The organism is Actinoplanes sp. CA-131856 (genome assembly GCF_050956135.1).
Taxonomy (GTDB): domain Bacteria; phylum Actinomycetota; class Actinomycetes; order Mycobacteriales; family Micromonosporaceae; genus Actinoplanes.
The window spans coordinates 10,475,912-10,489,482 of record NZ_CP191849.1; the positions used below are offsets into that span (position 1 = coordinate 10,475,912).

General features: G+C 69.8%; 14 protein-coding genes. 5 read left to right on the top strand and 9 right to left on the bottom strand.

The annotated features are described in order from the left end of the window. Window positions 1-59 precede the first annotated feature (59 nt). The 4 genes from ACQP2X_RS48290 to ACQP2X_RS48305 all read right to left on the bottom strand — a co-directional run bounded on the left by ACQP2X_RS48290 (window position 60) and on the right by ACQP2X_RS48305 (window position 3,538). Window positions 60-671, bottom strand: a complete 612-nt coding sequence (locus tag ACQP2X_RS48290; protein ID WP_498693018.1) for a DUF305 domain-containing protein — start codon at window positions 669-671, stop codon at window positions 60-62. Then, the gene (locus ACQP2X_RS48295; RefSeq protein WP_498693020.1) at window positions 656-1,471 is read right to left on the bottom strand and encodes a lytic polysaccharide monooxygenase; all 816 of its coding nucleotides are present in this window, start codon (window positions 1,469-1,471) and stop codon (window positions 656-658) included. Before ACQP2X_RS48295 ends, ACQP2X_RS48290 begins: the two co-directional genes overlap by 16 nt. Before the next feature lie 91 nt (window positions 1,472-1,562). Continuing rightward, window positions 1,563-2,855, bottom strand: a complete 1,293-nt coding sequence (locus ACQP2X_RS48300) for a HAMP domain-containing protein (RefSeq protein WP_498693022.1) — start codon at window positions 2,853-2,855, stop codon at window positions 1,563-1,565. Then, entirely contained in the window at window positions 2,852-3,538 is a 687-nt protein-coding gene (locus ACQP2X_RS48305) for a response regulator transcription factor (protein WP_498693024.1), read from the bottom strand. The genes ACQP2X_RS48300 and ACQP2X_RS48305 overlap by 4 nt, the downstream gene beginning before the upstream one ends. Before the next feature lie 28 nt (window positions 3,539-3,566). On the opposite strand from ACQP2X_RS48305, the gene ACQP2X_RS48310 reads away from it, so the two are divergent. The 3 genes from ACQP2X_RS48310 (at window position 3,567) to ACQP2X_RS48320 (ending at window position 5,382) form a co-directional block, all read left to right on the top strand. Continuing rightward, on the top strand, window positions 3,567-4,187 hold the full coding sequence (locus tag ACQP2X_RS48310) for a DNA mismatch repair protein MutL (RefSeq protein ID WP_498693029.1): 621 nt from the start codon (window positions 3,567-3,569) through the stop codon (window positions 4,185-4,187). 68 nt (window positions 4,188-4,255) lie between these two features. Further along, a complete protein-coding gene (locus ACQP2X_RS48315) occupies window positions 4,256-4,666 on the top strand; it encodes a phage holin family protein (RefSeq protein WP_498693030.1) in 411 nt (136 codons plus the stop codon). Then, the gene (locus ACQP2X_RS48320) at window positions 4,663-5,382 is read left to right on the top strand and encodes a DUF3618 domain-containing protein (RefSeq protein WP_498693033.1); all 720 of its coding nucleotides are present in this window, start codon (window positions 4,663-4,665) and stop codon (window positions 5,380-5,382) included. Before ACQP2X_RS48315 ends, ACQP2X_RS48320 begins: the two co-directional genes overlap by 4 nt. A 3-nt stretch (window positions 5,383-5,385) precedes the next feature. Here the strand turns inward: ACQP2X_RS48320 and ACQP2X_RS48325 are convergent, their stop codons facing one another. Continuing rightward, complete coding sequence (locus ACQP2X_RS48325) at window positions 5,386-6,354, bottom strand: SGNH hydrolase domain-containing protein (protein WP_498693037.1); 969 nt, start codon at window positions 6,352-6,354, stop codon at window positions 5,386-5,388. Continuing rightward, window positions 6,341-7,639, bottom strand: coding sequence for an acyltransferase family protein (locus ACQP2X_RS48330; protein ID WP_498693039.1), 1,299 nt, complete (start codon window positions 7,637-7,639; stop codon window positions 6,341-6,343). The genes ACQP2X_RS48325 and ACQP2X_RS48330 overlap by 14 nt, the downstream gene beginning before the upstream one ends. A gap of 361 nt (window positions 7,640-8,000) precedes the next feature. Here ACQP2X_RS48330 and ACQP2X_RS48335 point away from each other — a divergent pair, with 361 nt between their 5' ends. Beyond that, window positions 8,001-8,339, top strand: coding sequence for a cupin domain-containing protein (locus tag ACQP2X_RS48335; RefSeq protein WP_498693040.1), 339 nt, complete (start codon window positions 8,001-8,003; stop codon window positions 8,337-8,339). A gap of 3 nt (window positions 8,340-8,342) precedes the next feature. Here ACQP2X_RS48335 and ACQP2X_RS48340 read toward each other — a convergent pair whose 3' ends face one another. Together ACQP2X_RS48340 and ACQP2X_RS48345 are read right to left on the bottom strand one after the other, a co-directional pair. Then, a complete protein-coding gene (locus ACQP2X_RS48340) occupies window positions 8,343-8,705 on the bottom strand; it encodes a MerR family transcriptional regulator (protein WP_498693041.1) in 363 nt (120 codons plus the stop codon). A 54-nt stretch (window positions 8,706-8,759) separates the two neighbouring features. Continuing rightward, window positions 8,760-10,607, bottom strand: coding sequence for a glycoside hydrolase family 30 beta sandwich domain-containing protein (locus ACQP2X_RS48345; protein WP_498693042.1), 1,848 nt, complete (start codon window positions 10,605-10,607; stop codon window positions 8,760-8,762). Between the two features lie 100 nt (window positions 10,608-10,707). On the opposite strand from ACQP2X_RS48345, the gene ACQP2X_RS48350 reads away from it, so the two are divergent. Further along, entirely contained in the window at window positions 10,708-11,724 is a 1,017-nt protein-coding gene (locus tag ACQP2X_RS48350; protein WP_498693043.1) for a LacI family DNA-binding transcriptional regulator, read from the top strand. Here the strand turns inward: ACQP2X_RS48350 and ACQP2X_RS48355 are convergent. Next, on the bottom strand, window positions 11,675-13,564 hold the full coding sequence (locus tag ACQP2X_RS48355) for a hypothetical protein (RefSeq protein ID WP_498693044.1): 1,890 nt from the start codon (window positions 13,562-13,564) through the stop codon (window positions 11,675-11,677). The genes ACQP2X_RS48350 and ACQP2X_RS48355 overlap by 50 nt on opposite strands. Window positions 13,565-13,571 lie beyond the last annotated feature (7 nt).

Sequence of the window (13,571 nt, forward strand, 5' to 3'; positions counted from 1 at the left end):
ATTGCGGGCATGAATGCCGAAAAGGCGGCCCCGCCAGGCCGCCTTTCGGTTTCACGCTACTACCCGTTCATCAACTTCAGCATCTGCTGGATCTCGCCCTGCCGGGACTGCTTGACCCGCTCGCCGAACTTCTTGGCCTCGGCGTTCAGGCCGCCGGTGGCCTCGATCTTCGACATCTCCATGGCCTGGTGCTGATGGGCCAGGAAGAGGTTGAGGAACGCGGTATCGAACTCGGACGCCTTCACCGTGCTCAGCGCCTTGATCTCGGCCGCACCGGTGCCGGGCAGGCCGCCGTGGTCGGCGTGCAGGCTGGCCGCGGTGTCGGCCGTGGTCTTGGCGCCCCAGCCGGCGAGCCACGACTGGATCATGGCGAGCTCGTCCTTCTCGGTCGCTTGGATGGCCTGGGCCAGCGTGCGAAGCTCGGGGTTCTGCGCCCGTTTCACCGCGGTCGAGGTCATCTCGAGCCCCTGCTTCTGGTGGTAGGCCAGCATCTGCAGGAACATCACGTCGGTCTCGTTGTGCTCGTCGCCCGCCTTGATCTCGGCGACGGCCTCGGCCGACACGGTCTTGCCCTGCGGAGCGGGAGTCTCCTTGGCCGTGCCGCACGCCCCGAGGACGAACGGCGCGACCAACGCGATGGCGATCAGACGGCGCTTCACAGCGGCAGCCACAGCGCGAGGGTGTAGATCGACGGCTCCCAGCTGACGATCGACGTGTGCGCCTGGCGGGTCTGGTAGCGCACGCCGTTGTAGGTCACGACGTCACCGATCTTGTAGGACACGCCGGGGGCCCACGCGGCTCCGCCGGCCGCCGGAGGAGCGGTCGTGGCGGTCGCGGTCGGCTTCGTTGGAGCTGTCGTACCGGGAGCTGTCGTGGGCGCCTTGGTAGGCGTGGTTGCAGTAGGCGCAGTCGTCGGGGCGCTGGTCGTCGGTGCTGTTGTGGGCGTCGATGAGGACGACCCGCCGATGTTCAGGTCGACGCAGTTGTAGAAGGCGTTCGCGGTGTCGGCGATGTTCCAGACGGCGAGAACCTTCTGCCGGCCCGGGAACTTCGACAGGTCGACGGTGTGATTGACGACCGCCGCCGGCTGCGCGCCGCCGTCGTCGAACGTGGCGACCTTCGTACCCCCGATGAAGTATTCCCAGGTCGAGGTCTTGTGCCGCGCGGTCAGCACCCAGCTGAAGTTCACCGAGGAGCCGACGGCCTTGGCCGGCCAGTTCCTCGACTCGTCGGACAGCACCGAGAACTGGGATACCCCGCCATCGCACGACTTCAAGCCCTTCGGTCCCTCGACGGACTGGGGCTCGAACTGGATCTGCCCGCAGTCCGACACCGCCCCCGACGCGCACAGCGCCTGGCGGCTGGGCGGTGAGGACACGTATCCGTGCGCCAGGGCGGGCGAGGCAACCGTCAGAGTCGCACCCGCCGTCATACCGAGGGCCAGCAGTGGGTAGGCGATCTTCCTGCGCATGTCAGCTCTCTCCGTCGATGTCGTCCCGGCATTTACGGCGGGAACGCTATGAGGAGCTGCCATAACGGAGCCTTAAAGGCACCGGAAAGGATCATGAAACCAGACGGCGACCACGATCGGGTGCTTGCAGGAAGATGCCGACCCGGGCCCCGCCGAGCGGGCTCCGTGACACCACGAGCTGACCGCCGACCTCCTCGGCCGCGCGGCGCACGATGTCCAGGCCCAGGCCGGTCGAGCCGGCCCCGCTCACCCCGCGCTGCACCGACCGCGACGGGTTAGCGATGCCGGGACCGGCGTCGTCGACCAGCAGCCCGGCCGCCGAGACGCTGACCCGGAAGGCCGTGCCGTCCGGGGTGTGCGAGAAGACGTTGCCCAGGATCGCGTCGACCACGCCGATCAGCTCGCTGCGCGGGATGGTCACCATGACCGGCTCGTCACCGCCGACGACCTCCCACGGCCGTTCCTGGTCCTCGGCCAGCACCGACCAGAACGCCAGCCGGTCGGCCAGCACCTCGACCAGATCGGTCTGCTCGCGGCCACGGGCCTCCACCCCGAGCCGGGCGCCCTTGATGATCGCCTCGAGCTCCTCGTCGAGCAGGTCGCAGGCCTGGCGCATGCGCTCCCCGATGGGGCCGGGCGGCATGGCCTCCGCGTCGAGGCGGAGCGCCGTCAGAGGCGTACGCAATCGGTGTGAAAGATCTGCCGCGAGCTCACGTTCCTTGTCCATGAGGCTGCGCAGGTCGTCGGCCATCGCGTTGAAGGCGGTCGCCGCCTCCCGCAACTCGCGTGGCCCGTCCGGCTTGACCCGGGTGCCGAGCTCGCCGCCACCGAGCCGCCGGGCCGATCCGGCCAGCTCCCGGGTCGCCCGCACCAGCCGGCTGCCGAGCCGGTCGGCCAGCAGCGTCGAGCCCGCGACCAGCGCGATCGCCAGTCCGCCGAGCACGAACCAGGCCGTCCAGACCCCGCGCCGCATCTCCGAGTCGGGCACGTACACCTCGACCACCACCGTGCGGCCGTCGGTCAGCACGGTCGGCTGGAGATACGCCACCCCGTCCGGAGCCGGCGCCAGAACGGACTTTCGGTCCTGAGCCACGATCGAGATTTGCGCATCCGACAAATGGGAGAAACCAATTGCTGCGACATCGGGCAGATGTACGGCCATACGACCCGCCCCACCGGCCGTCGTGCTGGCCACCGCGTTGGTCAACAGGGTCGGGTCGGCATCCACGCCGAGCACGGTGACCAGCGAGGTCGCCTGCTGACGGGCGTCACTGACGGCACGATCATGAGCGATCTGCTGTACGGCCACAGCCAGCGGCACCAGGAACGCCAGCGCGACCATCGACGTGATCGCGAGCGCGAGCCGGTTGAGCGCCCACCTCATCGGGGGTCGACCATCATCACGCCCACCCCGCGCACGGTATGCAGGAAGCGCGGCTTGGCCGCGGTCTCACCGAGCTTGCGGCGCAGCCAGGAGATGTGGACGTCGATCGTCTGCTCCTCGCCGATCCGGGCCTGGTTCCAGACCTCGTTCATCAGCTCCCGCCGGCTGATCACCTGCCCGACCCGCTCGGCCAGATAGGCCAGCACGTCGAACTCCCGCCGGGTCAGCTGCAACGGCTGCCCGCCCAGTTCGGCCCGGCGCTGCCGCGGGTTGATCACCAGGTCGCCCACGGTGATCGCGGTCGGCTGCTCCTCGGCCTGGCTCCGTGCCCGGCGCAGCACGGCGGCGATCCGGGCCAGGATGTGCCCGCCCGAGAAAGGCTTGGTCACGTAGTCGTCGGCGCCCGCACTGAGCAGCTGGATGATGTCGGCCTCGGACCGCCGCGCGGTCGCCACGATCACCGGGACATCGGAGACCGATCGCATCATCCGCAACGCGTCCGTGCCGTCGATGTCGGGCAGCCCCAGATCGAGAATGACCAGGTCAGGACGCTCATCGGTGACAATTTTGAGAGCCTCGGTGGCCCGTCCGACCGGCCGCACGACGTGCCCCGCATCGGTCAGGGCCCGGGACAGCGCGGCCGTGATGATGCGGTCGTCCTCGACCAGCAGGATCATCGCCATGGCGTACACCATAGGGGCAGGTGCGATTATGGTCGCCGTGCGATCTTCCCGGTGGACACCGATCGTGGGCTGGCTCGCCGCCACCGCCACGAGCATCGTGCTGGCCTCGGTGGCGCTGCTCCCGGTTCTGCGGACCTCGGCGCCCGAGGACAGCGCGCTCGCCGCGCTGCCCGCGGCCGACACGAGCAGCTTCCCGGCCCCACTGCCCAGCGTGACCACGCCCGCCGCCCCGACCACGGCGGCTCCGACCACCACCACGACGACGACGCGGCCGCGCCCCACGAAAACGACGAAATCGCCGACGAAGGAGCCGGCCAAACCGACGACCACCCCACCGACGGCCACTACCGCCACGACGCCGCCGACCACGACCGAGGACGGCTGGACGGTCACCACGGGCGCCGACGGCGTACGGACGTACGTCCGCTCCTTCAAGGTCGAGGGTGGCCAGGCGGTCATCCGGATGACGTCGAAGGGAGTGGTCCAGTTGGTGACCGCGACCCCGGCCGACGGCTGGGCCGTTCAGAAGGTGCAGGACTCACCGGACAACCTGGCGGTCTACTTCAACGAGACCAACCACAGCTTCATCATCCACGCCACGTGGTGGGACGACCGCCCGTTCGCCGAGGTCAGTGAAATCGGGTCTTAGCAGGGCATTTGTTGGTTACCTGATCGTGGTGGGGGTAAGTGGGCTCCGAGACTGAAGGGAGCTCACTGATGACGACGCATACCGAGCAACAGCCCACCGCGCAGCTGGTCAGCCAGCTGAGCGAACAGGTGTCGACGCTGGTCCGGGACGAGTTGACGCTCGCCCGGATGGAGATGGTGGAGAAGGGCAAGCGGGCCGGCACGGGCGCGGGGCTGCTCGGCGGCGCCGGGGTCGTCGCGCTGTACGGGGTCGGGGCGCTGCTGGTCACCATCGGGGCACTGTTGGCGCTGGTCATGCCGGTCTGGGTGGCGGCGCTGATCGTGACCGTGGTGCTCTTCGGGGCGGCCGGTGTGGCCGCGCTGATCGGGAAGAACCAGGTCAAGCAGGCGCTGCCGCCGGAGCCGAAGGCGGCCATGGAGAGCGGCAAGCGCGACGTCGAGGCGGTCAAGGGCGCGATCCGGGAGGGACGGCACGCATGAGCGACACCAGGTCACGTGACGAGGTGAAGCAGGAGATCGCCGAGACGCGGGCGGAGCTGGCCGAGACGGCGGCCGCCCTGGCCGCCAAGGCGGACGTGAAGGCGCAGGCCAAGCGGGTCGCCGCCGAGAAGACCGAGCAGGTCAAGCAGGCCGCGGTCCGCGCCAAGGAGGCCGCCGCGGCCAAGGCGGGCGAGGTCAAGCAGACCGCTGCCGACGTCAAGCAGACCGCCGCCGAGAAGGCGGGCGAGGTCAAGCAGGTCGCCGCCGAGAAGGCACACGAGGCGAAGGCCAAGGCCGCCGACGTCAAGCAGGCCGCCGCTGAGAAGACGCAGCAGGTCAAAGACACCGCCGCTGAGAAGACCCAGCAGGTCAAAGACACCGCCGTCGAGAAGACCCAGCAGGTCAAGGAGACGGCTGCGGACAAGACGCAGCAGGTCAAGGCCGCGGCGATCGAGAAGACGCAGGAGATCCGCGGTGGCGACGCCGGCGGGGAGGAGCATCCGAAGCATGCCGCTCCCACGACCGGCGTCGCGCACATCAAACAGACCACGGCGGAGACCGCGGCCCGTGTCGCCGAGGCCGCCGCCGAGACTAAGGAACAACTGACCACCCGCGAACCGGGCAGCCGCCCGATCCCGCGCGCGGTGATCGCCGGGGTGGCCCTGGCGATCGCGGCGGCGGCGGGCACGGTCCTGCGGGCCCGCCGCCGCAAGTAACGACTAGGGAACCGCGTCCTGGGGGAAGTGCGCGAGCAGGGCCTCCTCCAGGACGCCGTTCATCATCCGGGCGTACGTCCCGGTCAGATGGAACCGATTGCGATAGACGGTGACATTGCCGATCACCGAGGTGCACACCCTCGTACAAAGCCAGGGCAGCACCGACACATAGCCGGCGCCCGTCTCCCGCGCCGCAGCCGCGTCGGCCGCGTTCCACACTCGGGCCGTCGCCGCGGTCCGGGTCGTTTCACATGGCGAAATGTCCGAAGGGTGAACGCTGAGGCACTCGGGCGCGCTCAGATTCAGTACGGGCGTATCGCCGAGCACGACCACCTCGGTGGCCGACTTCCGCAACGTTCGCAGGGTCGTGGCCAGTCCCTCCTGCCACTCTCCCGGAGTGATCAGCACGCCCCGGCCCCGCTTCTGCGAGAAGCTGGCGTTCGCCACGATCACGAGCTCCGGGCGTACCGAAGCGACCTGAGAAGCCACGAATGACCGGAACCGATCGCATTCGGTGAAGGGGCGGCCCTCCCGCTGGTTCCAGATGGTGAAAGCCGGCGCCGGGCAGCCCGGCTTGCCGAAGAGCTGCAACCGCCAGTGCCGCCGCTCGGCGATCTCCGACAGGGCCGGCAGCCACATCCCGGCGTGGGAGTCGCCGTAGAGCACGACGTCGGTGGCGCTCGCCCGGTCACCGAAGACGCACGGCACGATCTGGTACGCCTCCGGCCCGACCTCACACTTCTCGTTGTCAAAGCCCAGGTCGGCCGCGGTCGTGGCCAGCGCCGGCGTGAGATCGGCCGGCAGCGCCCGCATGGCCGGCGCCTCACGCACGGCGGCGAGCACACTCGACAGCGCGATTTTCGGCGCGGGCGTGTCCTCGGCCGCGCGGGGCCGGGGTGGGGGCGCGCCCGCACACCCGGCGAGCAGCACCAGGGCCAGGGCGAGGATCGGCAGGCGGTCAGTCCTGGACATGTACGGCCGCCGCTCCTAGTCGAGGTCGATGTTCGCCGCCACGCCCGGTGTCGGCGGCTGAGGCTCCTAGTCGAGGTTCGAATTCGCCGCCGCGCTGAGTGTCGGCGGCCAGCGCTCCCAGCGGAGGTTCAAATTCGCCTCCACGGCCGGTGTCACCGGCTGGCGCTCCTAGCGGAGGTTCAACTTCGCCTGCACGGTCGGTGTCGGCAGCCGGCGCTCCCAGTCGAGGTTCAAACTCGCCGCCGCGCTGGGTGTCGGCGGCCGGCGAAGTGGACGTCTTCCAGCCCGCCACCGCGAGCGGCGCCGCGACCAGCAGGACGGCCAGGGCCAAGGTCAGCAGGTGGGAGCGCTTGAGGCGCCGGTTGCGCCGGATCGGGTCTTCGACACAGAGGTACGTCACCACGGACAAAGCGACGCTGAGCAGCACCAGCACGGCCCGTGTGAGCGCGGGCAGCGGTCCGCCCGCGGCCTGCTCGGCGATGATCAGCACGGGCCAGTGCCACAGATAGAGCGAATACGACAGCCGCCCCAGGAACATCATCGGGCGGCCGCCGAGCAGCGCGTCCGCACGGCCCGCGAGAACGAGCATCGTCGCACCGACCGGCAGCGCGGCGGCGTACCCGGGGAAAGGGGTTTGCTCGTCGAAGGTCAAAGCGGTGACGACGATGAGCGCGACACCGGTCGCGGCCATCGCGCCCGCGATCCGGTACGGAAGATGGCGCAAACGGGTCGCGGCCAGACCGAGCAGGCAGCCGGCGCCGAGCTCCCACAGGCGGGTGACCGGCGAGAAGAACGACCAGGTGCCGGTCTGCCCGACCGCATAGGCGAGGGAGAGCACGATCGCGCCGATGAGCCAGTACGGCAGGGCCCAGCGGAAGCCGAGCCACAGCAGCAGGATGAGCGCAACCGGCCAAACCAGGTAGAACTGCTCTTCGACGGCAAGCGACCAGAAGTGCTGCACCGGCGAGGGCGCGGACTGCGACGCGAGGTAGTCGACGCCCTGAGTGGCAGAACGGAAATTCGAGGCGAAGAGGGCAGCCCAGCCGGCGTCCTCGGCGATCTCGTCCCCGCGCAGGAAGCCGAGCCAGTGGTAGCTCGCGAGAATGACGGTGACCAGCACCAACCCGGCGGCGGGCAGGAGACGCCGGCAGCGCCGGGCGTAGAAGCCGATCAGCGAGATGCGGCCGGTTTCGTCCACTTCTCGCAGCATGAGCGAAGTGATCAGGAAGCCGGAGATGACGAAGAAGACGTCGACGCCGATATAGCCGCCACCGACACCGGGCACCCTGGCATGAAAAAGGACAACGAGAATGACGGCGACGGCACGAAGACCTTCGATATCGGGCCGAAAGCCGTGGGGCCGGGAGCCGTCGGAACGGGAGCCGTCAGGTCGGGAGCCGTCAGGTCGGGAGCCGTCGGGCTGGGACCCGTCGAGCTGGGAGCAGTTGGGGCGGGAGCCGGGCGTTGGCCCGGCGGCCGCGGGGGCCGCCGGGTGGCTCGCGCCGGTTCTCGTCTCCGTCATCGGAGATGAGGCTAAGGCTCGTAAACGGGCAAAAGCCGCTTTTAAGGCCGAAACAGCTCGTTAAGCGGAGCTTTCTCCGAACCGGCCCCGGCTCGGCGCCTGAGCTGCTACTAGGGTGTCGATCATGGCTGACATCGAGGTGTTTCCGCTGGCCCAGGTCTCGGTGGAGCATGCGGCGGCCGACGCCGCCGAGGTGGTCGCGGGTGCGCCGACGTTGGGCACCACGCCGATCACGACGCTCGGGAGCACGGACGTGGAGATCGGCGTCTGGGAGATGAGCACGGGCTCGGTCCGCGACATCGAGGTGGACGAGGTCTTCGTGGTGCTCGAGGGCGCGGCCACGATCGCGGTCGAGGGCAGTTCCCCGATCGCCATCAAGCCCGGCGACCTTGTACGACTCACCGCGGGCACGGCAACGGTCTGGGAAGTGACGTCCCCGCTGCGCAAGCTGTACATCGCCTAGCGATCAGACGTAGGCGCAGCCGCTGGCGGGCGTGCCGGCGAAGGCGATCATCGCGTCCAGCTTGTTGCGGGCTACGGTCAATTCAGCGATCTGGGCGTCTATGCGATCCCGCTCGGCCGTCAAGCGGGCCCGCGACTCCGGGGTGCTGACCTTGGCGTCCACGCATGGGAGCAGGTCGGCGATGGTCTTGCTGGTCAGGCCGGCCGAGTAAAGGTGCTGAATCAGCTGCACACGATCGACGGCGGGCTCGCCATAATGCCGCTGGCCACTCGGGCTTCGGTCGGACAGCAGCAGACCCTGCTCTTCGTAGTAGCGCAGCGCGCGCACACTCACGCTCGCCCTTTGTGCAAGTTCACCGATACGCACAGTGACTCCGTTCTTGCCTCTGACGTCAACGGCAGGTTCTAGCGTAGCCAGCGTTCAGCGGTACGCCCGGACGTCGGCGACCGACCACCAGGCCGCCGGGTCGGCCGCCGTCAGCGTCATCCGGACATATCTGATCTTCCGCCCCGAAAAGACCGCCGTGGCGAACTGCCCGCCCGCGCCGGTCGCCGCCGCTACCCAGCGCCGGCCGTCCGAGGACCCGGCGATGGTCCAGCCCCGCGGCGCGTCACCCAGAAACGCGCCGGTGTCGAAGACGACACGGCCGACCGGCTGCACCCGGCCGAAGTCCACCCGCAGCTCCTGCCCCGGCCGCTGCGGGCTTCCGGTCGTGAAGCGCGTGGTCGCGTCGTCATCCACGGCCCCCGGAGACGAAGCCAGCCCCGGAGACGAGACCACCCCCGAAGACGAAGCGGTCCAACCCGACGGCGAGATCGGGCGGTCCGCCGACTGTCCACGCCAGACGAACGTGGCCAGCGCGCCGCCCGGGAGCGTGTAGACGAAAGAGCGCTTGCCCACCCGTACACCGAAAGCCTGTGAATTGTCGCTTTGGTTATGGGCGACGAGCACGGTGCTTCCGTCCGGATTGGCGAACGCCACGTCCTGGATCTGCCCGTTCCAGCCCGTCGTGCCGAACGACGTGCTCGCCACGCGCACCGCGCCCGGACGGACAAAACGGGCCAGGTGCCCGAGCGTGTAGTACTCGGCGTTGCGCGTCACCGTGCCGTCCGCGGCCACCGTCAGCACGCCCGTGCACGTGCCGCAGCCACCGGTGTGCGGGCCGTTGTTCTCGTCCAGGGCCAGGTTCCAGTTGATCACCGTCTTGGCGCCGTTACGGGTGCTCCCGATGATCAGGTTGCGGGCGTGCCATTTCAGCGTGTCCGCGAAGGTGTTCGCCGGATCGCTCGACTGACTTCCGGAGCATTCCGTGAAGTAGACGTCCGTTCGGACCGCCTTCATCGCGCTCGGGTCGCCGTAGTAGCAGTGGTAGGCCGTTCCCGAGATCCACTTCGCCGCCGCCGTGGACAGCAGCTCCTGCGGGTAGCGGTCGATGTCGGCCACCGCGTCCGGCGGCGTCGACGCGATGTCGTTCGGATGCTCGGACCAGTTGTGGTCGTATCCGAGGATCTTTGTGGACAGTCCGGCCGCCCGGAGCATCGGACCGAGTCTCGTGATCACCTCGGCCGCCTGCCACGACGGCAGATCCATGCCCGGATAGCCGGACGGATTGCGGTTCTGCGGCTCGTTCTGAATGGTCAGGGCGTCGACCCGTACGCCTTCGGCCCGGTACGCCTGGACGAACTTGACCAGATAGGCGGCGTACGCCCGATAGATCGCCGGCGAGTCGATGAGCCGGCCGCCGATCAGTGAGCCATTTGTCTTCATCCACGCCGGCGGGCTCCACGGCGTGGCCATGACCTTCAGCGACGGGTTCAGACGGCGGGCCTGGCGCAGCAGCGGCAGGATCTGCGCCCGATCGTGCGCGATGCTGAAATGCCGCAGGCCGTAGTCGGTCTGCCCGGCCGGCATGTCGTCGTAGGTGTAGGCCGGCTCGTCGGTGAAGTCGGAGGCGCCGATCGGCTGGCGCAGATAGCTGAGCTTGTTCTCGCGGAACACCGACTCCATCACCGCGGGCGGGAGGCGGTGGAGCAGGGCCGCCGACGAGTCGGTGATCGAAGCGCCGAAGCCCTCCATGACCTGGAAGCGGCGATTCGGGTCGACCACCACCGTCGGCACCCCGGCCGTCGAGGCGCCGAAGGACACCGAGTCGCTGTAGTTGGCACCCTCGGGCGTGGTCACCCAGATCTGGGCGCTGCCGCCGGCGGCCGGATGCGGGGCGAAGAGGATGGACGCCGCCAAAGCCAAGGTGGTTCCGAAGTAAGCCACGGGTCTCTCCCATGTAACAAACTGAAACAAATACGGAACGTTTCTGTTACAAGCAGTCAAGCCGGTAACGGTGACGGATGTCAATGTTTATGCTTCCGGTATGAGAGCGGGCCCGACCGTGCGGGACATCGCGGCCCACGCCGGTGTCTCCATCGCGACCGTCTCCCGGGTGCTCAACGACCAGGAGCATGTCGCACCGGAGACCCGCGACCTGGTCCATCGCGCCGTCGAGCAGCTCGGCGGCCGCGGCCCGCGACGGCGGCCGGCCCGCGCCGGGGCGGTCTTCGTGCGCTGCCCCTACCTGCTCACCGACTACTTCGGACTGATCGTCTCGTCGATCGCCGAAACCCTCGATCTGCACGGCCGCCAGCTCGTGCTCAACGCCGGCGAGGCCGCCCAGCGGAGCGAGGTCCTGCCGTCGCTGGCCGGCCGGCCCGGGGTCGGCGGCGCCATCGTGGTGCTGCCGCCCGAGCCCGGCGAGGAGCTGATCGCCCTCCAGGCCGCCGGCTTCCCGTTCGTCGTGGTCGACCCGCGCGAGACCGTGCCGCGCGACATCGCCGCCGTGTCCGCGGCCCACTTCACCGGCGCCCGCAGCCTCACCGAACATCTGACCCGGCTCGGCCACCGGCGGATCGGCCTGCTCGCCGGCCCGGCCAACTGGCTGGCCAGCAGCGCGCGGCGGGCCGGGCACGTGTCGGCGCTGGCCGACGCCGGCGTACTGCCCGATCCGGCCCTCGTGCTGCCCGGCGAGCCGACCGTCCAGTTCGGCTACGAGGCCGCGCGGCACCTGCTCGACCTGCCCGAACGGCCGACCGCGCTGCTCGGCTTCAACGACAAGGCCGCCTCGGGCGCGCTGGCCGCGGCGGCCGGGCGTGGGCTACGGGTGCCCGAGGACCTGTCGATCGCCGGCTTCGACGACATCGACCTGGCTCAGGCGACCCGGCCGATGCTCACCACCGTTCGCCAGCCGCTGGCCGAGATGGGCCGGATCGCGGTCGGTCTTCTCGTACGCCTTCTCGACCGGCACCGGCTCGACGCGCTGCACGTCGAGCTGGCCACCGAGCTCGTCATTCGTGACTCGACCGGCCCGGCTCCTGCTGCTTGGGCGGATCGCTGATCGCACCCCAGGACGGCGCCGGTGCCGGCGCCTCCAACGGCCGCGGAGCCGGAATGACAGCGTCGGGCGGCGGTTCCAGGGCAACCGGGGTCATCGACACACGGGGCAAGGTCACGATCGCCGGGTCAACCTCGACCGCCTGTACGACTGAGCTCGCACCCTCGTTCTTGACCAGCACCATCGCGTACTCGGGCAGGTCCTGCAGCACCCGCGGCTCGACCGTGTACTCGTAGACGCGCTCGGCCGACGAGGCGTCGCTCCAGTTCGTGCCCCGGGCGGTCGACTCGGTCTGGCTCCAGTTGCGGCTCTTGCTCCAGTTCGTGCTGCTGAACCGGCGCAGGTGACGGCCGGCGAATCGGGAGCCCCGCTCGCCGCCCTTGCTCTCGCTCTCGCCGTACGTGTCGGCCAGCGTGTGGGTCTCCTCCCCGCCCAGCGACCGGGTGAGCCGACTCAGCACGAACTTGTGGCCGCGCCCGACGAACTCGGCCGCCTGCTGCGCCTCCTGGTGGTTGCCGAGCCGCATCAGCGCGACCTCGCCACCGCCGATCGTGCGCAGCGAGTCGGCCCGCAGGTGGGCGAAGAACAGGACGAGCCGGATGCCGCGCCGCTCGCAGAGGGTGCTGAGCCGTTCCAGCGCCCGATGGTGGATCTCGTCGGCGCCGAGCAGCACCAGCGAGCCGATCGGCGGCTCGGCCCGGCGCACCTGGCGGCCCAGCCACTGCACGGTCAGGTCTTTGAGCAGCTCGTTCTGGGCCTGACCGCCCTCGCCGCCGGCCACCAGGCAGGTGAGGTCGGCCATCTCGGTGGACGACACGGCCGAGCCCATCGCCTCCATGGGGTGCAGGAAGGCCTCGATCCGCCGTACCCGGGCCGCCTCGGTCCGCAGGGTGAGCAGCTGCTCCCGCTCCGACGGCGTCAGCTGCGACGAGGCCGGCCGCTCGGCCAGCACATGCAGCGCGGCGAGCAGCCGGGCCATGGTCAGCCGGGGTTCGAGGATGGTGCTGACCTCGGTCAGCAGCAGCGCGTCCTGCGAGCGCTCGGCCCGGTTGCCCTCGGGCGCGTCGCCGTACATGGCCTCGACCAGGCCGTCGACCAGCTCCGCCGGTGACAGCCCGGCCACCAGGTCGAACTCGGCCAGCTGCTCGGGCAGCACCAGCTCGCGGACCGAGCGGTTCGTGGTCTCGGCGAGCCGGATCAGCTCACCGCTGAGCGCCTCGCCGGTGAAATCGGCCAGCACCATGCGGCCGCGGGTGGCCAGCAGCGATCCACCGAAGACGGTGAGCACCGCCTCCCAGCCGTACATCGTGCCGCCGATGATGTCGACGCGGCGGGTGCCCGGCGACGGGCTGACCGCCGACCACTCCGGACGGGCGTCGACCGCCTGCTGTTGCTGCTGGTCGTGCCACTGCCGGCGGCTGTCCCAGGCGGCGTGGTCACGGGCGTACTCGTCCTCGGCCTTTTGCTGGGCGTTCTCGACGGCCTTGCGGGCCCAGCCCGGCATCAGGGCGGCGATCACGGCTCCGGCGATGCCGGCCACGAAGGCCAGACCGGCGAACAGGAAGACCACGGCCCGGCCACTGCCGTCGTCGCCGCGGGCGGCCACGCCACCGCAGCAGCCGATCAGCACCGCGAGCAGCACACCCACACCGATCGAGACCAGGATCCGCTTGGTCGTGGTCCGCTCCGCGCGCTCCAGCCGCTCGCGCAGCTCGGGCGGGACAGGCTGAGGCTGCGGCGGTGGCTCGGTGAACCGGCGCCGGTAGAGGTTACGGTCGCTGAAGATCCACCCGAGACGCTCACCCTCGGTGGCCAGCCGGGGCAGCGGATCGCTGTTCGTCATCTCACCA

Excerpts from the sequence above, each read along its gene's own strand:
- ACQP2X_RS48335 (WP_498693040.1), top strand. The coding sequence starts at position 8,001 with ATGGCTGACATCGAGGTGTTTCCGCTGGCCCAGGTCTCGGTGGAGCAT.
- ACQP2X_RS48300 (WP_498693022.1), bottom strand. The coding sequence starts at position 2,855 with ATGAGGTGGGCGCTCAACCGGCTCGCGCTCGCGATCACGTCGATGGTC.
- ACQP2X_RS48295 (WP_498693020.1), bottom strand. The coding sequence starts at position 1,471 with ATGCGCAGGAAGATCGCCTACCCACTGCTGGCCCTCGGTATGACGGCG.
- ACQP2X_RS48350 (WP_498693043.1), top strand. The coding sequence starts at position 10,708 with ATGAGAGCGGGCCCGACCGTGCGGGACATCGCGGCCCACGCCGGTGTC.
- ACQP2X_RS48325 (WP_498693037.1), bottom strand. The coding sequence starts at position 6,354 with ATGTCCAGGACTGACCGCCTGCCGATCCTCGCCCTGGCCCTGGTGCTG.
- ACQP2X_RS48305 (WP_498693024.1), bottom strand. The coding sequence starts at position 3,538 with ATGGCGATGATCCTGCTGGTCGAGGACGACCGCATCATCACGGCCGCG.
- ACQP2X_RS48310 (WP_498693029.1), top strand. The coding sequence starts at position 3,567 with ATGGTCGCCGTGCGATCTTCCCGGTGGACACCGATCGTGGGCTGGCTC.
- ACQP2X_RS48320 (WP_498693033.1), top strand. The coding sequence starts at position 4,663 with ATGAGCGACACCAGGTCACGTGACGAGGTGAAGCAGGAGATCGCCGAG.
- ACQP2X_RS48315 (WP_498693030.1), top strand. The coding sequence starts at position 4,256 with ATGACGACGCATACCGAGCAACAGCCCACCGCGCAGCTGGTCAGCCAG.
- ACQP2X_RS48355 (WP_498693044.1), bottom strand. The coding sequence starts at position 13,564 with ATGACGAACAGCGATCCGCTGCCCCGGCTGGCCACCGAGGGTGAGCGT.